Genomic DNA, 21,161 nt, shown 5'->3' with positions numbered 1-21,161 from the left:
GGCTGCCTTCTCGGCGGAGGATTTGCGACGGCTGCGGGTGCGCTTGGGCTTCTGCTCGGGCTGGGCGGCCTCGGGCTGTGCCTGGGGCGCCTCTTCGGGGCGTTCCTCGGGCATGGGCGAGATGCGCAGCTCGACCGTCATGAAGCGCGGGACATGATCGCCCATGCCGACGATCTGCTGACCGCGATTGCCGTCATTCCCGCCACGACGGCCATCACGCCGATTGTTGTCGCGGTTGCTGTCCCCACGGTTGCCATTGTCGCGGCGGTTCTCGTCGCGACGGCTGTCCTCGCGGCGGTTTTCATCACGGCGGGCAGGTTCGGCTGCGGCGGGACGGCTGTCCTGGCGCGGCTGGCTTTCCTTGCGGGGCTTATCGACGGCCTCGGGCATGGCAACCTCGGGTTTGACGGCTTCTGGCATGGGGGCGGCGGGCTGCGTTGCGGCCTCGGGCTGGTTCGGGGCGGGGCTGACAGCGGATTGCTGTTCCGAATCGTCGCGCTTGCCGCGGCGGCTGCGCTGACGGCTGGTGGGCTTGCGGTCCTCGGGACCGGCATCTTCGGGCTGCGGAGCCTGGGCAGGCTTTGCACCGGCGAAACCGGCGGGCAGATCGCTGCGGGGCAGGCTGTTCTTGACCAGCGCCTCGATGGCGGTCAGGTATTTCTCGTCCGAGGGGGTCGAGATGCTGATCGCGGTGCCAAGACGTCCCGCGCGACCGGTCCGGCCGATGCGGTGGACGTAATCCTCGGCATGGCTGGGCAGGTCATAGTTGAAGACATGGCTGACGGCGGGAATGTCCAGGCCGCGCGCGGCGACATCGGATGCCACCAGCAGGCGCAGCTTGCCGTCGCGGAAGGATTCCAGCGTGCGGGTGCGCTGGCTCTGTTCCAGATCGCCATGGATCGGCGCGGCGTCATAGCCGTATTTGCCAAGCGATTTCGCGACGATGTCCACATCCGTCTTGCGGTTGCAGAAGATGATCGCGTTCTTCAGCTTGTCACCCTCGGCCTCGATCAGGGCGCGCAGCAGGTCGCGCTTCTGCTTGGCGGCGGTGTCGCGGCGTGCGGGCGTCAGTTCGACCAGACGCTGCGTGATGGTTTCGCTGGTCGTCGCCTGGCGCGCGATCTCGATGCGCTCGGGGGCGTGCAGGAAGGTGTTGGTGATCCGCTCGATCTCGGGGGCCATGGTGGCGCTGAAGAACAGCGTCTGGCGCGTGAAGGGCGTCAGCTGGAAGATACGCTCGATGTCGGGGATGAAGCCCATGTCCAGCATGCGGTCGGCCTCGTCCACGACCATGATCTGCACGCCGGTCAGCAGCAGCTTGCCGCGTTCGAAATGGTCCAGCAGGCGGCCGGGGGTGGCGATCAGCACGTCCACGCCGCGGTCGATCAGCTTGTCCTGTTCGCCAAAGCTGACGCCGCCGATCAGCAGCGCCTTGGTCAGGCGGGTATGCTTGGCATAGGTGTCGAAGTTTTCGGCCACCTGGGCTGCCAGTTCGCGCGTCGGGCACAGCACCAGGCTGCGCGGCATGCGCGCACGCGCGCGACCCCGGCCCAGCATGGTGATCATCGGCAGTGTGAAGCTGGCGGTCTTGCCGGTCCCCGTCTGCGCGATCCCCAGCACGTCGCGGCCTTCCAGGGCGGGCGGAATCGCGCCCTGCTGGATGGGCGTCGGGCTTTCATAGCCGGCCTCGGTCACGGCCTTCAGCACTTTGGGATCAAGCTTCAGATCAGAGAATTTGGTCATAGGGGGCTTTCCATTAGCCACGCCATCCGTGGCGCGATGCGTTCCATGCCGCGCGCCGGTCTGGCGCAATCGCGGCAAAGTTGGGACGCAATTTCGGACGCCCCGCCTTCTTGCCTGCCGGATGCAGGCCAGCATCGCCTAGACCAAAGCGCCTGCCACGTCAATCTATCCCTATGATGGCAGACGACCGGAACCTGACCTGCTAGTTAGGGCTTTGGAACGAAACCGACGCGAAAGGGCGGCAATGGACAGTGAAGTGATGCAGGTGCTCAGCCCCGTGCAGGTGGTTGCGCTTGTGGGGGTTCTGGGCGTGGGTGCCCAATGGGTGGCGTGGCGTTTCCGCCTGCCGGCCATTGTCCTGATGCTGGGCATCGGCCTGCTGGTCGGGCCGGTCATGGGATTGTTCCTGCCCGATCGCGACCTTGGCCCCATCTACAAGCCCCTGATCAGCGTCGCTGTCGCCATCATCCTGTTCGAAGGCGGGCTGACGCTGGAATATCACCGCCTGCGCGATGCCAAGGGCCCGGTGCGGCGTCTTGTCTATCTGGGGGCGCCGCTTGGCTGGCTGTTCTCGACCTTGGTCCTGTGGCTTGCCGTCGGGCTGTCGTGGCAGGCGGCGGCGGTGTTCGGCGGCGTGATGGTCGTGACCGGCCCCACGGTGATCGCGCCGATGCTGCGCCAGGCGCGGTTGCGGGCGCGGCCTGCGCAGGTGCTGCAATGGGAAGCCATCGTCAACGACCCGGTGGGCGCGCTGATCGCCGTCCTGGTCCTCGAACTGGTCATGGTGCTGGAAACCGGCCTGTCGGCGGGCGAAGCCGTCTGGCTACTGGGATCGGGGATCGGTTTCGCCGTCCTGGCGGGCCTTGCCGCCGGCAAGGGAATGGAGATCGCCTTCCGCCGCGCCTGGATCCCGGAATACATGAAGGTTCCGGTCCTTTTCGTGACCGTCATCGCCATCTTTGCCGTCACCGACAGCATCCTGCATGAATCGGGCCTGCTGGCGGTGACCATCATGGGCATGTTCCTGGCCAACGCGAAGCTGTCTTCCTATACCGAACTGCACCGGTTCAAGGAACATGCGACGATCCTGCTGGTGTCGGGGGTCTTTGTTCTGATGGCGGCGTCGCTTGATTTCTCGACGCTGACGCAGCTGACCTGGCGCGCGGCGCTGTTCGTGATCCTGACGGTGGCGCTGGTGCGGCCGCTGCAGGTGATGTTGCCGCTGATCGGCAGCAACCTTCCCATGAACGAGCGCTGGCTGATCGCCCTGACCGGCCCGCGCGGCGTGGTCATGGTCGCGATCTCGGGGCTGTTCGGCGACCAGCTGGTCGAAGCGGGCATCGCCGACGGCGCATTGCTGGCGCCGCTGTCCTTCATCATCGTCCTGGCGACCGTCATCATCCACGGCTTTACGCTGGCACCCATGGCACGCCGCTTGGGTTTGTCCGGGTCGGAAGGCCCCGGCCTGCTGATCGTGGGGGGATCGCCCTTTTCCGTGGCATTGGCACAGGCGCTGGAAAAATGCGGTGTCATCTCGCTGATCGCCGATACCAACCGCCAGCATCTGACCAAGGCGCGCCATGCGGGCATTCCCACCTTCTATGGCGACATCCTGGGCGAAGCCGCCGAGCATCAGGTCGAATTCATCGCCTATCCTTCGGCGCTGACCGCGTCGGACAACGATGCCTACAACACCCTGGTGGCAACCGATCTGGGGCCGGAAATGGGCCGCGACGCCATCTGGCAGCTGAGCCGCATCAAGGACAATTCCCGCCATGCGCTGCCGGCGCAGCTGGGGGGACAGCGCGTCAACGGCAAGCTGACCTTCGAGGATGTGAACCAGCGCCTGGCCGAAGGGTGGACCTTGCGCAGCACCCGCCTGACCGACGAATACGACCTAGAGGCTTGGGAGGCCGAACGTCCCGGCGCCGAACCTTTCGTGGTGGTGTCGAAATCCAGCGGGCTGCGCTTCATCGGTCCCGACCAGCCGGTCGGTGCGCAGTCGGGCGATTGGGTGACGGCCTTCCTGCCGCCCGAACTGTCGGCCGCACGCGACGCCGCAGCCCAGGCCCTGGCCGAAGAGGCGGGCGACGTGGTCAAGGAACAGCGCGAAAGGAAGGAAAAGGGCACCTGATCGGCGCGTCACGGGGCTTTCGGTTGACCTTACCCGACCTGTGGCGTTAACCCGCAGGGGTCAATCAGGAAGCTTATGATGAACCTATTCACCGATCTTCGCGGCGTCGTCGTCGAGGCGCTTGACCAGATGGCCGATGCGGGCGAACTGCCCCGTGGCCTCGATTACGGCAACGTCACGGTCGAGCCTCCGCGCGATCCGGCGCATGGCGACATGGCGACCAATGCGGCCATGGTCCTGGCCAAGCCTGCGGGCATGAAGCCGCGCGACATCGCCGACAAGCTGGCCGCGCGGCTGACCGATCCGCGCATCAGCGCCGCCGAGATCGCAGGTCCGGGCTTCCTGAACCTGCGCCTGTCGCCCACCGTCTGGCAGGGTGTCGTCGCCTCGGCCCTGGCCAAGGGCGCCGATTTCGGGCGTTCGGACATGGGCGCGGGACAGAAGATCAACGTCGAATTCGTCAGCGCCAACCCCACCGGCCCGATGCATGTGGGCCATGTCCGCGGCGCGGTCTTCGGTGATGCGCTGGCGCGGCTGCTGGATTTTTCCGGCCATGATGTGACGCGCGAATATTACATCAACGATGGCGGCGCGCAGGTCGACGTGCTGGCCCGTTCCGCCTTTGAACGCTATCGCGAGGCCAACGGGCTGGAACCCGAGATCCGCGAAGGCCTTTATCCCGGCGATTACCTGATCCCGGTCGGCGAGGCGCTGAAGGAAAAATACGGCGACAGCCTGCTGGACCGCCCCGAAGACGAATGGCTGGAAGAGATCCGCGAATTCGCCACCCAGGCGATGATGGAGATGATCCGTGGCGATCTGGCCGCGCTTGGCGTGCAGATGGACGTCTATTCCAGCGAAAAGGCGCTTTACGGCACCGGTCGGATCGAGGATGCGATCGCGCGGCTGGAAAGCCAGGGGCTGATCTATCGCGGCGTGCTGGAACCCCCGAAAGGCAAGCTGCCCGAGGATTGGGAGGCCCGCGAACAGCTGCTGTTCCGGTCATCGGCGCATGGTGACGACGTAGATCGTCCGATCCAGAAATCGGACGGGGCCTGGACCTATTTCGCGCCCGACATCGCCTATCACTGGGACAAGATCGATCGCGGCTTCGACCAGCTGATCGACGTCTTCGGTGCCGATCACGGCGGTTACGTCAAGCGGATGAACGCGGCGGTCAAGGCCTTGTCGAATGGCCGCGTGCCGCTGGACGTCAAGCTGATCCAGCTGGTCAAGCTGTACAAGAACGGCGAGCCGTTCAAGATGTCCAAGCGTGCCGGAACCTTCGTCACCCTGCGCGACGTCGTCGAGGAGGCGGGGGCCGACGTCACCCGCTTCATCATGCTGACACGCAAGAACGACGCGGCGCTGGATTTCGATTTCGCCAAGGTGCTGGAACAGTCCAAGGACAACCCGGTCTGGTACGTGCAATACGCCAGCGCGCGGGTGAATTCCGTCCTGCGCCGCGCCGCCGAGGCCGGGATCGCGGTGGACGATTCGACCCTGGCGGCCGCCGATCTGTCGGTTCTGGCCCATCCGGCCGAGCTGGAGCTGGCCCGCAAGGTCGCCGAATGGCCGCGTCTGGTCGAACATGCCGCCCGCGCGCATGAGCCCCATCGCATCGCCTTCTTCCTCTATGAGATCGCCTCTGACCTGCATTCCCTTTGGAATCGCGGCAATGATGACCATTCCCTGCGCTTCGTGCAGGATGGCGATGCTGCAACCAGCCAAGGAAAAATTGCACTGGTCCGGGCGGTTGGCGTTGTTATTTCATGCGGTCTGGGTATTCTTGGCGTCGCTCCTGCAGAAGAAATGCGCTGACGAACGGTGCCGCTGCGGGACGTGCTAGAGCAGTCATAACGTTAATCCGGAACAACCGGCAGGCAGGCAGACAGACATGGCAGTGATGGACTTCCGCGAAGGCGGCTATGTGTTCTCGCGTCACAAGGTGAAGCGGGAATTCCAGTACGACCAGCAAGGGTGGGACGATGCCCAGTCAGACGGGCAGGCCGATCCGCGACACGCGACAGGCGTGGCGGGGGACGGCCTGCAGGTTCGGCTGGCGCGGCTGACCCATTACGTGGGCGCGGTCGCATCGGTCGGGTTGATGGTCGGCCTGCTGGCCTGGGGCTGGCAGCTGGTGTCGCGCGACGTGTCGGGCGTGCCGGTGATCCGCGCCGTCCAGGGCGAGGCCCGCACCACCCCCGAGGAACCGGGCGGGCAGCTGACCAGCCATACCGGCCTTGCCGTGAACACGGTCGCGGGTGGCGACACCGCCACCGCCGCCCAGGAGGTCGCCATCGCCCCCGGCGGGACCGAACTGTCCGAAGACGATGTCGCCATGGGCGAATTGGGTGCCACGGCGCGCGAACCCTCGAACAGCTCGGAAACGCCGCTGACCTTCGCGGGCGATCCGATCGTGCCGATGTCCGACAGCGAGGCTGCCGCCAAGGCCGCCGCCGATGCCGAACGCGCGCTGGCCGACCAGGCCGTGGCCCAGGCCGCGATCATCGACGCCCCCGCCAGCGAAGGCCCCGTGACCAGTGTCGTCACCGACGAAAACGGCATGCCGGCCCAGGCCGACGCCATCGCCGAGGCCTTGGCCCAGGCTCAGGCCGAAGCGAACCCCGGCGTGCTGATCGCCTCGACCCGTCCCGCTCCGCGTCCCCGCGTGACCCGCGTCGCATCCGCCGCGCCTGCCGCCGCCGCGGCGGCGACCGAAACCCAGGCCGAGCCCGTGGCCCAGCCTGCCGAAAAACCCGCCGACACGCCGGTCGTGGCCAGTTCGGCCAGCGGCCCGGTCGTTCAGGTCGGGGCCTTCGACAGCAGCGCGATTGCGGAAAACCAATGGGCACGCCTGTCGGGCAACAATTCCTCGCTGTTTTCGGGGAAATCGCCGGTCATCCAGCAGCATGACAGCAACGGGCGCAGCTTCTGGCGCCTGCGCGTGGCGGGCTTCGGTTCGATCAGCGAGGCGCGGCAGTTCTGTTCGGCGCTGAAATCATCCGGGACCGACTGCCTGGCCCTGGGCGGGTGATCGCGACCGCATGACCCATAATGCCACGATTCTGGGCGGCATCGCCGGGACGTCCCTGACGCCCGACGAGGCCGCCTTTTTCCGCGCCGCCGACCCCTGGGGGTTTATCCTGTTCGGGCGCAACGTCGCCGACCCCGACCAGCTGCGCCGCCTGACCGGCGATCTGCGCGCTGCGGTGGGCCGCGATGCCGTCATCACCGTGGATCAGGAGGGCGGCCGCGTGCAGCGCCTGCGTGGCCCGCACTGGATGGATTGGCCCGCACCGCTGGATCAGGCCGGGGCAGGGGCGCGGGCCATGTGGCTGCGCTATCACCTGATCGGACAGGAACTGCGCGCGGTGGGCATCGACAGCAATTGCGCCCCGACGCTGGATGTGGCGCAGGCCGACACGCATCCCTTCCTGCGCAACCGCTGTTTCGGGACCGATCCGGCACGCGTGGCCGAACTGGGGCGCGCGGCGGCGGACGGGATGCTGGCGGCGGGTGTCCTGCCCGTGGTCAAGCACATGCCGGGCCATGGCCGTGCGGTCGCCGACAGCCACCATGACCTGCCGACCGTCACCGCCTGCCAGGCCGACCTGGCGGATCTGGATTTCGCCCCCTTCCGCGCCTTGGCCGACCTGCCGATGGGAATGACGGCGCATATCCGTTTCACCGATCTGGATGATGCGCCGGCCACGGCGTCGCGGCGGATGATCGACCTGATCCGCGGTGATATCGGCTTTGATGGCCTGCTGATGACCGATGACATCACCATGAACGCGCTGTCGGGCACGCAGGCCGAACGCGCAGCGGCTTCGGTCGCGGCGGGATGCGACATTGTCCTGCATTGCAACGGCAGCATTGCCCAGATGGAGCCCGTCGTGCAGGCTGCGGGCGCCATGGGGGCCGATGCGATGCGGCGTGCCGATGCCGCCCTTACGCGGCGCCATGCCCCCGATGACGCCGATATCGGGGCGCTGCTGGCCGAATGGCGGGATCTGACGGGCGCGCCCGCTTGACACCGCCGGGGTGCAGGCCGGACCCTGCAGCTCGCGAACAGAGGGAGCCGACGTGACCAAGCCATCGACCGAGGTGCCCTATCTGACCCCCGTCCCCGACGGGCCGGACGCCGTTGCCCAACGCCGCGCGGATGAAGCCTTGATCGTCGATGTGGACGGCTATGAAGGCCCGCTTGACCTGCTGCTGACCATGGCGCGGTCGCAGAAGGTGGACCTGATGACCATCTCGGTCCTTGAACTGGCCGAGCAATATCTGGCCTTCGTGGAAAAGGCCCGCGCGCTGCGGATCGAACTGGCGGCGGATTATCTGGTCATGGCGGCCTGGCTGGCCTTTCTGAAATCGCGCCTGCTGCTGCCCCCCGACCCCGAGGCTGAAGGCCCTTCGGCCGAGGAAATGGCCGATCACCTGGCTTTCCAGCTGGAGCGGCTGTCCGCCATGCGGCAGGCCGCCGCGCAGTTGATGGGCCGCGACAGGCTGGGCATCAGCCGTTTCGCGCGCGGTGCGCCCGATGCCTTCGCCCGCACCCGGCGCACGCGATACACGGCCAGCCTGATCGACCTGATGCGCGCCTATGCGCGCCTGAAGACGCGCGATGAGTTCCGCCCCTATGCCTTCGACCGCAAGGATGTCTTCACCATGGAACAGGCGCTGGAACGCCTGCGCCGGATGATCGGCTTTGCGGGGGAATGGACCGACCTGTCGGTGTTTCTGCCGCAGGGGTGGGAGGCAGACGCCCCCCGGCGCCGCAGTGCGACCGCCGCCACCTTCGCCGCCTCGCTGGAGCTTGCACGCCAGGGCCGGCTGGAGATACGCCAGGCAGACACCTTCGCCCCCATCAGCTATCGCCAGAGACCCCATGAGCCCTGATTTCCCGCCGCCCCCGATGGACCAGCAGGAACGCATGGTCGAGGCGATCCTGTTCGCGGCGACCGCCCCCGTCACCCTGCGCGATCTGATCGCCCGCCTGCCGGTCGGCTGCGATGCCGCCGAAGCTCTGGCCGCGCTGCGCCGCACCTATCGCGGGCGCGGCGTGGTGATCGAACATCTGGGGGACGGCTATGCCTTCCGCACCGCGCCGGACCTGTCCTTCCTGATGCAGACCGAAACCCTCGACACCCGCCGCCTGTCGCGCGCCGCGATCGAGACTTTGGCCATCATCGCCTATCACCAGCCCGTCACCCGCGCCGAGATCGAGGAGATCCGTGGCGTCGCGGTCAGCCGCGGCACGCTGGACCAGCTGATCGAGATGGAATGGGTCCGCATGGGCCGCCGCCGCATGTCGCCGGGCCGCCCCGCCACCTTCGTCGTCACCGACGGCTTCCTGGACCATTTCGGGCTGGAATCGTCGCGCGATCTGCCGGGGCTGTCGGAACTGCGCGCTGCCGGCCTGCTGGATTCGCGCCCGCCCGCCGAAGGTTTGTCCATGCCCCTTGCTAGGGACGATGAGGATGCCGATATTGAACCGATGGATCCCCCCGAGGATCTGTTCGAGGATGAGTGAAGGGGCGCATCGATGAACATGAACATGCTGGTCAACATGTTTACCAAGCTTGTCGCGCGCAGGGCGATGAACTGGGGTATCAACAAGGGCATCAATTCCATGGGCCGCAAGGGTGATCCTGCGGATGCGGCGGGCCGCAAGCAGCGCCCCAACCAGCAGACGAAGAACCTGGCCAAGCGGATGAAGATGCTGAGCCGCATGACGCGCCGCTGAGGCTTTGCTTTCCCCGCGACCCGCGCTAGGGCTGCGGGCATGAGCGACAATCATTTCGAAATCTTCCTGGTGGCGACACCGGGGCTTGAAGCCCCCTTGGCCGCCGAAGCGGCAGCATTGGGCTGGCAGCCCGTGCTTCAGACGGGTGGCGTGACCGTGACGGGCGACTGGTCGGATGTCCGCCGCGCCAACCTGATGTTGCGCGGGGCGACGCGCGTCCTGGCACGCATCGGCGGGTTCCGCGCCATGCATCTGGCACAGCTGGACAAACGTGCCCGCAAGTTCCCCTGGGCCGATATCCTGCGCCCCGATCAGCCGGTCAAGGTCGAGGCGGTCTGCAAGGCTTCGAAGATCTATCACGCCGGGGCCGCGACGCAGCGGATCGAGCGGGCCATCACCGAGGAACTGGGTGCGCCCATCGCTGCCGATGCGCCGATGACCATCAAGACCCGGATCGAGGATGACCTGGTCACATTCAGCATCGATACGACCGGCGAATCGCTGCACAAGCGCGGCCACAAGGTTGCCGTCGCCAAGGCCCCCATGCGCGAGACCATGGCCGCGATGTTCCTGTCCGAAATGGGCTTTGACGGCATGCAATCGGTGCTGGACCCGATGTGCGGGTCGGGCACCTTCCTGCTGGAGGCTGCCGAGATCGCCGCAGGTCTGGCGCCAAGCCGCAGCCGCAGCTTTGCCTTTGAACAGCTGGCCAATCACGACCCCGATGCGTGGGACCGGATGAAGGCGCAGGTCACACGCCGCCCGGTCGGCGCGACTTTCTTGGGCCGCGACCGCGATCCCGGCGCCATCCGCATGAGCCGGGCCAATGCCGAACGCGCGGGCGTCGAGGATCTGATAAGATTTGAGGCCTGCCAGATCGCCGATCTGGAACGGCCCGATTGCGACCCCGGCATCGTCATCTTGAACCCGCCCTATGGCGCGCGGATCGGCAACAAAGGGCCGCTGTTCGGGTTGCATGCCACCATGGGCGAGGTCTTTCGCAGCCGTTTCCAAGGCTGGCGCATCGGCATCGTAACCAGCGAGGCAGGATTGGCCAAGGCGACCGGGCTGCCCTTCAAGCCCGCCGGACCCATCGTGGCGCATGGCGGGTTGAAGGTCCGCCTGTGGCAGACCGGCCCGCTTTAACGGAACTGCTTGGCCAGTTTCAGGCCCTGACCCTGGTAATTCGACTTGATCCCTTCGCCGTACAGGCGTTCGGGGCGGGTCGCCATGCGTTCATAGACCAGCCGCCCGACGACCTGCCCGTGTTCCAGCACGAAGGGCGCCTCGTGGCATCGGACCTCCAGCACACCGCGCGCGCCGGTGCCGGTGTCGCCGATGCCGAAGCCCGGATCGAAGAAGCCCGCGTAATGCACCCGGAATTCCCCGACCATCGCCAGATAGGGGGCCATCTCGGCGGCGTAATCGGCGGGGATCGCCACCGATTCGCGGCTGACCAGGATATAGAACGCGCCGGGGTCCAGGATCAGGCGCCCTTCGGAGCTGTGCAGCTCGTCCCAGAACTCCGATGCCGGGTATTCGCCGATGCGGTCCAGATCGATCACGCCGCTATGGGGACGCGCGCGATAGCCGACCAGATCGCCCGTCGCGGGACGCAGATCGACGGAAAAGCCAAGGCCCTGGTCGATCAGCGGCTGACCGTCGCCCACCAGGGGCTGGGCATCATGCAGGGCACGCAGCTGGTCGTCGTTCAGCACAGCCTGTCCGCGGCGCAGGCGCAGCTGGTTCAGACGCATGCCGGGCCGCACAAGAACCGAGAAGCTGCGCGGGCAGATCTCGGCATAGAGGGGGCCGTCATAGCCTTCGGGCAGGCGGTCGAATTCGGTCCCGTCATCGGTGACCAGACGCGTCAGCAGGTCCAGCCGCCCGGTCGAGGATTTGGCATTCGCCACCGCCGTCAGTCCATGGGGCAGGCTGATGCGTTCCTGCAGCGGCACCAGATAGACGCAGCCGCGTTCCAGCACGGCCCCGCCCGACAGATCCATCTGGTGCATCTGCAGATCGTCCAGCCGGTCCGCGATGCGCCGGCCGCGCCCTGCCAGAAAGCTGGCGCGCAGGCGATAGGCGGTCTGGCCAAGCCGCAGGTCAAGCGAGGCGGGCTGGATCTGTTCGGGAATGATGGGGGCATCGGCGCTGATGATGCCGGTCTGGATCAGGTCGCGGATTTCACTGTCGGAGAGGACACCGTTCATCCAGATTGCTCCTGATCTTGATGCTGGATAAGGGAAACGCCCATTCTCGGATGAGAATGGGCGTTTTCGGAATGGTCGGGCCGGCGAGATTCGAACTCGCGGCCTTCCGTCCCCCAGACGGACGCGCTAACCAGGCTGCGCCACGGCCCGACGCGCTTCGTATAGTGCGATCCGGCAGGGATGCACAAGGCCCTCCAAGCGGAAATCTTTGCGAAATCGCAACCCGATGTCACGAAAACCGCATCATCGCCCGCGCCAGATCGATGGCGGTCGGTCGGGCGGCGTGCCAGCGCGCATCGCGGGGCGCGATATGGCGCAACCGGCGCGACAGATCGGTCAGGCGGGTCAGCCAGTCGATGGTGGTTGCGGGGGTGTCATCCATATCGGACGCATCCGGCAGGGGCGTGTCGTCGCGTGACAGGCGGGCGCTGCCCAGGGCGCGCACGGACTGACCCTTGTCGCCCGACAGCTGCTTGCGCGCGCCGCGGATGGTCAGCCCCTGATCGCGCAGCAATTCGCAGATGCCGGCGGCCAGCGCGATATCGGCAGGGCGGTAATAGCGCCGTCCGTCACCGCGCTTCATGGGGCGCAACATGGTGAACTGCGTTTCCCAATAGCGCAGGACATGGGGTGCCACGCCGACCAGTTTGGCGACCTCGCCTATGGATCGGAATGCCTCTGCGCTTTTCGCCATGCTGTCGGTCAGATCCTATCGCTTGTTTCCATCGGCGACGCGGTCCTTCATCAGGTGCGACGGACGAAAGGACAGGACCCGGCGCGGCGTGATCGGAACCTCTTCCCCGGTCTTGGGGTTGCGGCCGATCCGTTCGTTCTTGTCCCGCACCGAGAACGTGCCGAAAGACGAGATCTTGACCTGTTCGCCGCGCACCAGCGCATCCGAGATGTGGTCCAGAACGCTTTCGACCAACTGTGCCGATTCGTGCCGCGACAGCCCGACTTCGCGGAACACCGCCTCGGCCAGGTCCATACGGGTCAGAGTCTTGTAGCCCATGGTCAGTCCTCTTGGATTGGGGGGAAGGATGGGTCTTCTTGCCGTCCCTGTCAACGAGAAGGGCGGGGAAACTGTTCCCCGCCCGATACTTGGCTGTCAAAGGTGATGGTCAGGTCACTCGGCGCAGGCCTGGATCGCGGCCAGATCGGGGCCGTTCGGGGTGCGGCCCAGGTTGAAGGGCGCCGAGGCTTCACGCCAGCTGCCGTAATCCTGCAGGTAGGAAAGCTGGCTGGCATAGACCTTGGCGGATAGCGGGTTTTCGCAGGCGACCTCGGTGATGGTCTCGTTGGCCAGTTCCTGCACGCGTTCCAGCGCGGCATCGTCCAGGCGGGTGATCTCGGTCCCGGCCTCCTGGAACTGGGCATAGGCCTCGGTCGCGCGCTTCTCGGTGAAGGACAGCGACCAGAGCATGGTTGATTCGGCCGCAATCTCAAGACGTTCGCGGGTTTCGTCATCCAGCGCGTCCCATGCGCCCTTGTTGATCATCACCCCGAAGATCGACGAGGACTGATGCCAGCCCGGCGTCGACCAGTATTTCGTGACCTGCTGGAAGCCACCCGAGAAATCGACGTTCGGGGTCGAGAATTCCGCCCCGTCGATCACCCCACGCTCCAGCGACTGATAGATCTCGCCGCCGGCCATGCTGACCTGGTTGCCGCCCAGCTTCTCCAGCAGCTTGCCCTGTTCCAGGCCCGACAGGCGCAGGCGCAGGCCCGACAGGTCCTCCAGCGTGCGGATCGGCTGGCTGACGGTGCGGAAGCCCGATTCGTTGTTGGTCACGCCATAGGGCAGATAGACCATCCCGAACTTGCCATAGACCTCGTTATACAGGTCCTTGCCGCCCCATTCCTGGATCCAGTTCACGTAATCGACGGCGTTGAACAGGCTGGCCGTGGTGGCCAGGGGCGAAAAGGCGCTGTCGCGGCCTGCCCAGTATCCCGGCCAATCGGCACCGGCTTGGATGGTGCCCGATTCGACCGCGCCGAAGACCTCTCCGGCGGGGACCAGGCTGCCGCCGTCGAAGAATTCGATGGTCAGCTTGTCGTCATCGACCAGCTTGTTGGCCAGTTCGACCCAGTGCTTGTCGATCTCGATCAGCTCCAGGCTGGACGGCCAGGTCGTGGTCATCGTCCAGTTTTCCGACAGGGCCGGGGTGGCGACGGTCAGCGCCAGCGCGGCCGTGGTCAGCAGATGTTTCATGTTATCCTCCTCAGGGTGAAAAATGTCAGCCGTACAGGACGGCAGGCAGCCACGTGACCAGCGACGGGAACAGGATCATCATCACGCACATCAGCAGAACCAGCCCGATGAAGGGCAGCACGCCCATGATGATGTCGCCCGTCTTGATCTCGGGTGGAGCGATGGCGCGCATGTAGAACAGTGCGTATCCGAAGGGCGGCGACAGGAAGCTGGTCTGCAGGACCACCGCCATCAGGACCACGAACCACAGGGGGTCAATGCCCATTTCGCCCACCAGCGGCAGGAAGATCGGGAAGGACAGCAGCACGATGCCCGTCCAGTCCAGGAACATGCCCAGGATGAACACGACCAGCAGCATCACCGCGATCAGCGTATAGGGATCGTCGGCCAGACCGCGGATCAGGTCCTGGCTGGCGCGCAGGCCCCCGGTGATGTTGAAGACCCCGGTAAAGGCCGTGGCGCCGATGACGATGAACAGGATCATGGCGCTGGTGCGCCCGGTTTCCAGCAGCGCCGAGTAGAAGGTCTTCCACTGGAAGCGGCCGCGCATGATGACGATCAGCAGGGCCAGGACGGCGCCGATGGCGCTGGCCTCGGTCGCGGTGGCGATGCCCGCCAGCAGCGATCCCAGGATGCCCAGGATCAGGATCAGCGGCGGCACGGCTTCGATGATCAGCATCTTCCACATGGCGGCGCGGCTGATCTGGTCGGCCTCGGCCACCTTGGGGGCCCATTCGGGCTTCAGCCAGGCGATGAACACGACATAGAGCGCATACATCACCCCCAACAGCAGCCCCGGCACCATGGCACCCGCGAACAGCTGTCCCACCGACAGGCCCGGCGCATAGGAGGCCATCAGGATCAGCATGATCGAGGGCGGGATCAGGATGCCCAGGCAACCCGACGCGCCGATCAGCCCCGTGGCCAGCCGCTTGTCATATCCGTATTGCAGCATCGGGCGCAGGGCCATCATGCCCATCACGGTGATCGAGGCGCCGATGATGCCCGTCGTCGCCGCCAGCAGGATCGAGATGAAGACCACCGCCAGCCCCAGACCGCCGGTGACCCGCGCCATCAAGTGGCGCAGCGCCTCGAACATGCGGTCGGTGACGCCGCTGTCCGACAGGAAGCGCGCCATCAGCACGAACAGCGGGATGGCGATCAGCACGTAATTGTCCAGCACGTCGCCGAAGATGCGGTTGATGACGATGCCCAGCACCATCGGCTTGCCCGCGATCAGCGCGCCCAGAACGGCCGTGCCGCCCAGGACCATCGCCAGCGGATGCCCCATGAACAGGCCCAGCAGAAGCAGGCCCGACATGATCAGCCCGATCGTTTCACCCGACATCATGCGGCTCCAGGTATTCGGTCCGGTTCAGGACCAGTTTCAGAACCTCGCTGACGCCTTGGATCAGCAGCAGGACGGCGGCCGCGAACATGGCCATCTTCAGCGGATAGACCGGCAGCTGCACCGCGCCATAGGTCAGTTCCCCCTGCCGCCACGAGGTGATGGCAAAGTCCCAGCTGCGGGTGGCAAAGACCCAGGCGAAGGGAAAGAAGAAGATGAGATAGCCCGCGATCTCGATCAGGCGGCGGGGCAGGCCGGACAGGCGCGACGTGACCAGATCCACGCGCACATGGGCCTGGTGGCGCAGCGCATAACCGCCCAGCATGACGAAATAAAAGCCGTAAAGCTGCTTGGTGACGTCGAAGGCCCATCGCGTCGGTTGGCCCAGCACATAGCGCATGAAGACGTCATAGATGATCATGGCGGCGAAAATGAGCGCGACGACCGACACGATGCGACCGACGATCTCATTTATGCCGTCGATCAGACGGATAATCGGCAAATCTTGGACCCTCCCCAGAGTCGCGGGCGCCATTTTTCTGCACCTGCACAAGGCAGTGTTTCCAATGCTTACGCGGGTGTCAACTGTGCGTGGGCATTTGCAACCGGCGCGGGTCGTCCCCATTTGTCAGGGAACACCCACAGGAGGCAGACATGGCCGGAGGCTGGGCCCGCGACGGGGCCGTGAACGAACAGATCGAGATCAGCACCGCCGAGGCGGTCGCCCGCGCACGCCAGAACGCGGCGCGGCGTGCGGCCCAAGGTGACAGTGCGGAATTCTGCGCCGAATGCGACGAACCGATCCCCGAGGCGCGGCGCAAGGCGCTGCCGGGGGTCAAGCTGTGCGTGGATTGTCAGGGTGGCCATGACAGGTCGCGGCGCGTGATGGGCGGCATGAACCGCCGCGCCAGCAAGGATGCGCTGCTGAAATGAAAAACGGCCCCGCGGGGCCGTTGGTTCTGTCAGGTGAAGCGCCTTACCTTACCAGCGCAGGACGACCGAACCCCAGCTGAGGCCGCCGCCGATCGCTTCGGTCACCAGCAGGTCGCCTTGCTTGAAGCGTCCCTGCTGATTGGCGACCGAGAGGGCCAGCGGGATCGATGCCGCCGAGGTGTTGCCGTGATCGGCCACCGTCAGGACCACCTTGTCCATCGGCAGGCCCATCTTCTGCGCGGTCGAGGTGATGATGCGCAGGTTCGCCTGATGCGGCACCAGCCAATCGACATCCTGGGCGGTCAGCTGAGCCTTGGCCAGCGAAGTGGCCGCCGTCTTGGAAAGCTTTTCCACCGCGTGGCGGAAGACCAGGTTGCCCTGCATGCGCAGCTGGCCTGCCGTACCGGTCGAGGACACGCCGCCATCGACGTAAAGCAGGTCGCGATGGGTGCCGTCGCTGTTCAGATCGGCCGACAGGATGCCGCGGTCATCGCTGGTGCCGGCGCTGTCCTGCGCTTCGAGCACCACGGCGCCGGCGCCATCGCCGAACAGCACGCAGGTGCTGCGGTCGGTCCAGTCCATGATGCGAGAGAAGGTTTCCGCCCCGATGACCAGGATCCGTTCGGCCATGCCAGCGCGGATCATCGCATCGGCATTGGCCAACGCAAAGACAAAGCCCGCGCAAACGGCCTGCACGTCATAGGCAAAGCCGCGCCTGACGCCCAGACCGGCCTGAATCATCGTTCCGACCGAAGGGAATGTCAGATCGGGCGTCGATGTCGCGACCACGATGCCGTCGATGTCGTCGGGGGTCAGCCCCGCGTCTTCAAGCGCCGCACGGGCGGCACGGATGCCCAGATCGCTGGTGGTCTGGCCTTCGGCGGCAAAATGGCGACGCTCGATCCCGGTGCGGGACCGGATCCATTCGTCGCTGGTATCCAGCCGTTCCTCGAACCAGCTGTTTTCCACGATGCGTTCGGGCAGGTAATGTCCGCTGCCCCGGATGACCGAACGTCGAATCAAGACGATGCTCCTGTCTCGGCCGTGCCGGCCGAGGCTGCTGCACTCTGGGCGACACGGGCGGCCAGACGGTCCTGAAAGCCCGACTTGGCCAGAGTGAAGGCCAGCTTGATCGCGGCGGAGACCCCCGTCGCATCGGCAGAGCCGTGCGATTTCACGACGGTGCCATTCAGGCCAAGGAAGATCCCGCCATTCACGCGGCGCGGATCGATGCGTTTCTGCAGGCGTTTCAGCGATGTCATTGCCAGCACTGCGGCGAATTTGGACATCACCGAATTCGAGAAGGCGTCCTTCAGGAACGCTCCGACCAACTTGGCGGTGCCTTCGCCGGTCTTCAATGCGACATTGCCGGTGAATCCGTCGGTGACGATCACATCCACGCGCGCCGAGGGCAGATCGCCGCCTTCGACGAAGCCCACATAGTCAAAGCTGCCGCCTTGGGCCGCCTGTTCGATCAGGTCATGCGCCTGCTTCAGCTCCGGCCGGCCCTTGTGTTCCTCGGTGCCGACATTCAGCAATCCGACGCGCGGATTTTCCAGCCCCAGGCCGTTGCGGGCATAGGAGGTGCCCATCAGCGCGTATTGCAGCAGGTCATGCGCGTCGGCGCGGATATCGGCGCCCACGTCCAGCATGATGTTGAAGCCTTGCGGGTTCAGCGACGGCCACAGGCAGGCGATGGCGGGGCGGTTGACGCCGGGCAACTTGCGCAGCCGCAGCATCGATAGCGCCATCAGCGCGCCGGTATTGCCGCAGGACACGGCGACCTGCGCCTCGCCCTGTTTGACCGATTCGATCGTCGACCACATCGACGTTCCCGCGCCCTTGCGGACGATCTGGCTGGGCTTGTCATCCATCGTCACGACCGATTCCGTGTGACGGATGTCGCAGCGGCCGGCCAGCGACCGGCGACGCGCGATCAGAGCACGCAATTCAGCTTCATCGCCATGGACGATGAAGCGGATTTCCGGGTTCTTCTCGGCGCTTTCCGCCATGCCCGCGACCACGACCGATGGGCCGCGGTCGCCGCCCATGGCGTCAACCGATATCACCACGCCACCCTTGTCATCCAAGGGGCGCGGTGTATCTGAGGTCGCTGCTTCGTCGATCATATGGATACGGCGCAGGCCCTTATCAGGCTGCGTCGTCGTCCAGGTCGATCTCGTTGGCCTGCGCGACGACTTCGCGGTCGGCATAGTGACCGCAGGACGGGCAAACGTGGTGCGGACGCTTCAGTTCGCCGCAGTTCGTGCATTCGTTCGGGTTGCCCGCAACCAGGGCATCATGCGCGCGGCGCATGTTACGCTTCGAGCGGGTTACGCGATTCTGAGGGACAGCCATGTCACCACCTCGAGTTGTCAGGGTGCGGCGCCGAAACGCAGGAACACCGTGGATTTGAATTCGTAAATGAACCGCGCAGATACGTCATCACGGCCCCGCCCGCAAGCCCTCGTGGAGGGGGCTCGGGGCAAATTGCGCAAGGTCAGCGGCGCAAATGCCCCATATTTGCGGCCCTGGACGCCGAGGCGGCGCTTTTGCGGCGGCGTTGTGGCCTCCGCGCCACGCCTTGGTCAGGCGCCTGTCGTCAGGATTCGCCGCCTTCCTTCTTTAGCAGCTGATCGAGTCCCGCGAAGGGGCGGCGGGTGTCCGCGGCGGGTTCGGCGGCGATGTCGGGCGCCACATCGTCCAGCCGGGCGCCCTCGGCGCGGGGATATTCCGGCAGCGCCAGGCTGAGCGCCTCGACCATGATGGCGGTCAGGTCGATGAAATTGCCCAGGGGCTCCAGCGTCTCGTCCAGCATCTCGACCTCCTCGGCCTCGACATCGGGCATGTGCGGGGTAAAGCGGATACGGACATCGTCGGCGATGTCCGTGCGCACCGGTTTCAGCGTCACGACGCAGGGCTGGGTCACGCGGGCCTGCAGCTTGCCGGTCAGCAGCCAGCCGTCACGACCCTCGGCGCGGACCTGGCCCTGGAAATCCAGGCGCGTCAGCCCGTCCAGCCCAAGCTCGGTCGCGATGTCGGCGCGGGGCTGGTCGCCGGGCCGCAGGTGAAAGGCGGTCGGCGTGTTGGGATTCAGATGCGCGACGCGCAGACGCTGCGGATGCGATTCGGGGGCTGTCATGGGGGCCTCGGGGGTTCTTGTGCGGATATGGCGGACAGGCTGCGCGATGCACCGGCTTGCCCCGCCGATTGATATTCTTGAGCAGGGTGCCCGAGTTTGCTAGGCAGGGCGGGCCGCGTCAACCGCCCCAAGGAGGGAACCTGCCCATGACCGCCATCAGAAGCCTGATGACACTGGCGTTTCTTGCCGTCCTCGGGCTTGCCGCCTGCGCTCCGGTCTATCGCAACCACGGATATGTCCCCCCCGACCTGGAACTGGCCGAAGTCGTCGTGGGCCAGACCACGATGGATGACCTGCCCGGGCTGATCGGGCGTCCCTCGGCGCAGGGGCTGCTGACGGGGTCGGGCTGGTATTACGTCGGTTCGCGCTGGCGCCGCTATGGCGCCGCCCCCTCGCGCGAGGTCGAGCGGCAGGTCGTCGCCGTGTCCTTCACCCCCGAGGGCGTCGTCAGCAATATCGAACGCTTCGGGCTGGAACGCGGCCGTGTGGTCACCCTGTCGCGCCGCGTGACCGAGGGCAGCATCACCGAAGTGTCGTTGATCGGCCAGCTGCTGGGCAACCTGGGCAACTTCCAGGCGGGCGATTTCGTCGACTGAGGCAGGCAGGGCGGGCAGCGCGCCGTTCAGATGGCGCGCACCATGCTGTCGGCCAGCCGGTCGAGGCTGATTCGATATCCGTTATTCGCCGAAGGCTGGTCGGGGTCCGACGTCATGGCGATGGCCATGGCGGGCCGGGTCAGGGTTTCGGGCAGGACATAGAGCATCTGCCCCCCGTAACCCCAGGCGCAGCGCGCGGGCCTGCCGCCGACGCGGGTCAGGAACCAGCCATAGCCGTATCCCTGTCCGGTGAAGACCGATCTGGTGCGCCGCTGCCAGCTGTCCTCCAGCCAGGATGCGGGAATGACCTGGCGGCCGGCGGCCTGACCCTGGCGCGCGCAGCAGGCGCCGAAGGCCAGCAGGGACCGGGTGCTCATCGCCATCTGGTTGCCGCCCAGATAGATGCCCTGCGGGTCGCGGTCCCATCCGGTGATGCGGAACCCCGGGATCTGTCCCAGCCAGTCGCGCGCCACGTTCAGCAGGGGCCGCCCCGTGACGCGGGTCAGGATCGCCGCGACCAGATGGGTCGAGGCCGTGGAATATTGCATCCGGCTGCCCGGATCTTCGGTGAAGGGGGCGGCCAATGCCGTGCGGACCCAGTTGCCGCTGCTGACCCAACGGCCGTAATTCGGGCCCGATTGACGTTCCAGCCCCGCCTGCATGGACAGCAGATGGCCGATGGTCACCTGCGCCAGGCGCGGATCGGGATCGGCGGGCAGGTCGGATCGCAGCAGGGGCGCGATCCTCTGGTCCGGCCCTTCCAGCAGGCCCTTGCCGATGGCGATGCCCGCCAGGGCCGAGATGATGGATTTCGAGGCCGACTTGATGTTCGTGGGCTGATCGGGGGTAAAGCCGTGATAGCCTTGGGCCGCGACCTCGTGGCCGCCCTCGTCGTCATCGCGCCATATGGCGACGTTGCGCAGCGGGTCCAGCCGATCGGCCTGCGCAAGGATGGGGGACAGCCCCGCCCGCGCGATGCGGGGCGCGGCCAGAACGGGCGCAAGGGCGGCGGTCAGGATCAACATGCGACGCTTCATCCGAGGAATATGGTCGGATTTTTGCATGAGGTGCAATCCTGCAATATCGTC

At 66.1% G+C, this 21,161-nt stretch carries 21 protein-coding genes, 1 tRNA gene and 1 pseudogene; 10 read left to right on the top strand and 13 right to left on the bottom strand.

The features are described 5' to 3' along the window. Positions 1-69: 69 nt before the first annotated feature. Positions 70-1,743, bottom strand: a pseudogene (locus IE00_RS07240) (DEAD/DEAH box helicase); the annotation flags it as partial. A gap of 244 nt (positions 1,744-1,987) precedes the next feature. Between IE00_RS07240 and IE00_RS07235 the strand changes: the two are divergent. The 8 genes from IE00_RS07235 (at position 1,988) to IE00_RS07200 (ending at position 10,775) form a co-directional block, all read left to right on the top strand. Next, complete coding sequence (locus IE00_RS07235) at positions 1,988-3,877, top strand: sodium:proton antiporter (protein ID WP_083554151.1); 1,890 nt, start codon at positions 1,988-1,990, stop codon at positions 3,875-3,877. Between the two features lie 78 nt (positions 3,878-3,955). Continuing rightward, a complete protein-coding gene (gene argS / locus IE00_RS07230; protein ID WP_072296838.1) occupies positions 3,956-5,698 on the top strand; it encodes an arginine--tRNA ligase in 1,743 nt (580 codons plus the stop codon). A 76-nt stretch (positions 5,699-5,774) separates the two neighbouring features. Continuing rightward, complete coding sequence (locus IE00_RS07225) at positions 5,775-6,914, top strand: SPOR domain-containing protein (RefSeq protein ID WP_072296421.1); 1,140 nt, start codon at positions 5,775-5,777, stop codon at positions 6,912-6,914. A 10-nt stretch (positions 6,915-6,924) separates the two neighbouring features. Continuing rightward, a complete protein-coding gene (gene nagZ / locus IE00_RS07220; protein WP_072296420.1) occupies positions 6,925-7,914 on the top strand; it encodes a beta-N-acetylhexosaminidase in 990 nt (329 codons plus the stop codon). A gap of 52 nt (positions 7,915-7,966) precedes the next feature. After that, entirely contained in the window at positions 7,967-8,782 is an 816-nt protein-coding gene (locus tag IE00_RS07215; protein ID WP_240493814.1) for a ScpA family protein, read from the top strand. Beyond that, complete coding sequence (gene scpB, locus IE00_RS07210; protein ID WP_072296419.1) at positions 8,772-9,416, top strand: SMC-Scp complex subunit ScpB; 645 nt, start codon at positions 8,772-8,774, stop codon at positions 9,414-9,416. The genes IE00_RS07215 and scpB overlap by 11 nt, the downstream gene beginning before the upstream one ends. A 12-nt stretch (positions 9,417-9,428) precedes the next feature. Beyond that, the gene (locus tag IE00_RS07205; protein ID WP_072296418.1) at positions 9,429-9,629 is read left to right on the top strand and encodes a hypothetical protein; all 201 of its coding nucleotides are present in this window, start codon (positions 9,429-9,431) and stop codon (positions 9,627-9,629) included. A gap of 39 nt (positions 9,630-9,668) precedes the next feature. Further along, positions 9,669-10,775, top strand: a complete 1,107-nt coding sequence (locus tag IE00_RS07200) for a class I SAM-dependent RNA methyltransferase (RefSeq protein ID WP_072296417.1) — start codon at positions 9,669-9,671, stop codon at positions 10,773-10,775. Here the strand turns inward: IE00_RS07200 and IE00_RS07195 are convergent. The 7 genes from IE00_RS07195 to IE00_RS07165 all read right to left on the bottom strand — a co-directional run bounded on the left by IE00_RS07195 (position 10,772) and on the right by IE00_RS07165 (position 15,904). Further along, on the bottom strand, positions 10,772-11,842 hold the full coding sequence (locus IE00_RS07195; RefSeq protein ID WP_072296416.1) for a 2'-deoxycytidine 5'-triphosphate deaminase: 1,071 nt from the start codon (positions 11,840-11,842) through the stop codon (positions 10,772-10,774). The two genes, IE00_RS07200 and IE00_RS07195, sit on opposite strands and share 4 nt — an antisense overlap. 72 nt (positions 11,843-11,914) lie before the next feature. Then, a tRNA-Pro gene (locus IE00_RS07190) sits at positions 11,915-11,992 on the bottom strand. 79 nt (positions 11,993-12,071) lie between these two features. Next, positions 12,072-12,536, bottom strand: coding sequence for a MerR family transcriptional regulator (locus tag IE00_RS07185; RefSeq protein ID WP_072296415.1), 465 nt, complete (start codon positions 12,534-12,536; stop codon positions 12,072-12,074). Positions 12,537-12,551: 15 nt separating this feature from the next. Continuing rightward, complete coding sequence (gene ihfA / locus IE00_RS07180) at positions 12,552-12,854, bottom strand: integration host factor subunit alpha (RefSeq protein ID WP_072296414.1); 303 nt, start codon at positions 12,852-12,854, stop codon at positions 12,552-12,554. 114 nt (positions 12,855-12,968) lie between these two features. Next, positions 12,969-14,054: a TRAP transporter substrate-binding protein DctP gene (dctP, locus tag IE00_RS07175; protein WP_072296413.1), complete on the bottom strand. Its 1,086-nt coding sequence runs from the start codon at positions 14,052-14,054 to the stop codon at positions 12,969-12,971. A 25-nt stretch (positions 14,055-14,079) separates the two neighbouring features. Beyond that, positions 14,080-15,402 carry a TRAP transporter large permease subunit gene (locus tag IE00_RS07170; protein ID WP_170864102.1) on the bottom strand — a complete coding sequence of 441 codons (1,323 nt, stop codon included), beginning with the start codon at positions 15,400-15,402 and terminating at the stop codon, positions 14,080-14,082. Then, positions 15,392-15,904: a TRAP transporter small permease subunit gene (locus IE00_RS07165; protein WP_240493813.1), complete on the bottom strand. Its 513-nt coding sequence runs from the start codon at positions 15,902-15,904 to the stop codon at positions 15,392-15,394. The genes IE00_RS07170 and IE00_RS07165 overlap by 11 nt, the downstream gene beginning before the upstream one ends. A gap of 152 nt (positions 15,905-16,056) precedes the next feature. Here IE00_RS07165 and IE00_RS07160 point away from each other — a divergent pair, with 152 nt between their 5' ends. After that, entirely contained in the window at positions 16,057-16,335 is a 279-nt protein-coding gene (locus IE00_RS07160) for a DksA/TraR family C4-type zinc finger protein (RefSeq protein ID WP_072296411.1), read from the top strand. 48 nt (positions 16,336-16,383) lie between these two features. Here the strand turns inward: IE00_RS07160 and IE00_RS07155 are convergent, their stop codons facing one another. The 4 genes from IE00_RS07155 to IE00_RS07140 form a co-directional block, all read right to left on the bottom strand. Next, positions 16,384-17,355 (bottom strand): beta-ketoacyl-ACP synthase III, encoded by a 972-nt coding sequence (locus IE00_RS07155; RefSeq protein WP_072296835.1) that lies wholly within the window; start codon positions 17,353-17,355, stop codon positions 16,384-16,386. Further along, complete coding sequence (gene plsX / locus IE00_RS07150) at positions 17,355-18,464, bottom strand: phosphate acyltransferase PlsX (RefSeq protein WP_072296410.1); 1,110 nt, start codon at positions 18,462-18,464, stop codon at positions 17,355-17,357. The genes IE00_RS07155 and plsX overlap by 1 nt, the downstream gene beginning before the upstream one ends. A 22-nt stretch (positions 18,465-18,486) precedes the next feature. Continuing rightward, positions 18,487-18,693 carry a 50S ribosomal protein L32 gene (gene rpmF / locus IE00_RS07145; RefSeq protein ID WP_072296409.1) on the bottom strand — a complete coding sequence of 69 codons (207 nt, stop codon included), beginning with the start codon at positions 18,691-18,693 and terminating at the stop codon, positions 18,487-18,489. 244 nt (positions 18,694-18,937) lie between these two features. Continuing rightward, positions 18,938-19,477, bottom strand: a complete 540-nt coding sequence (locus IE00_RS07140) for a DUF177 domain-containing protein (protein WP_072296408.1) — start codon at positions 19,475-19,477, stop codon at positions 18,938-18,940. Between the two features lie 146 nt (positions 19,478-19,623). Here IE00_RS07140 and IE00_RS07135 point away from each other — a divergent pair, with 146 nt between their 5' ends. Then, the gene (locus IE00_RS07135; protein ID WP_139291364.1) at positions 19,624-20,073 is read left to right on the top strand and encodes an outer membrane protein assembly factor BamE; all 450 of its coding nucleotides are present in this window, start codon (positions 19,624-19,626) and stop codon (positions 20,071-20,073) included. 26 nt (positions 20,074-20,099) lie between these two features. Here IE00_RS07135 and IE00_RS07130 read toward each other — a convergent pair whose 3' ends face one another. Beyond that, entirely contained in the window at positions 20,100-21,110 is a 1,011-nt protein-coding gene (locus tag IE00_RS07130; RefSeq protein WP_072296833.1) for a serine hydrolase, read from the bottom strand. Between the last annotated feature and the right edge of the window lie 51 nt (positions 21,111-21,161).

This window comes from Paracoccus sp. SM22M-07, from assembly GCF_001887735.1.
Classification (GTDB): Bacteria; Pseudomonadota; Alphaproteobacteria; order Rhodobacterales; family Rhodobacteraceae; genus Paracoccus.
The sequence above is the reverse complement of the archived record's forward strand: the minus strand, read 5'-3'. Positions and strand labels throughout refer to the sequence as shown.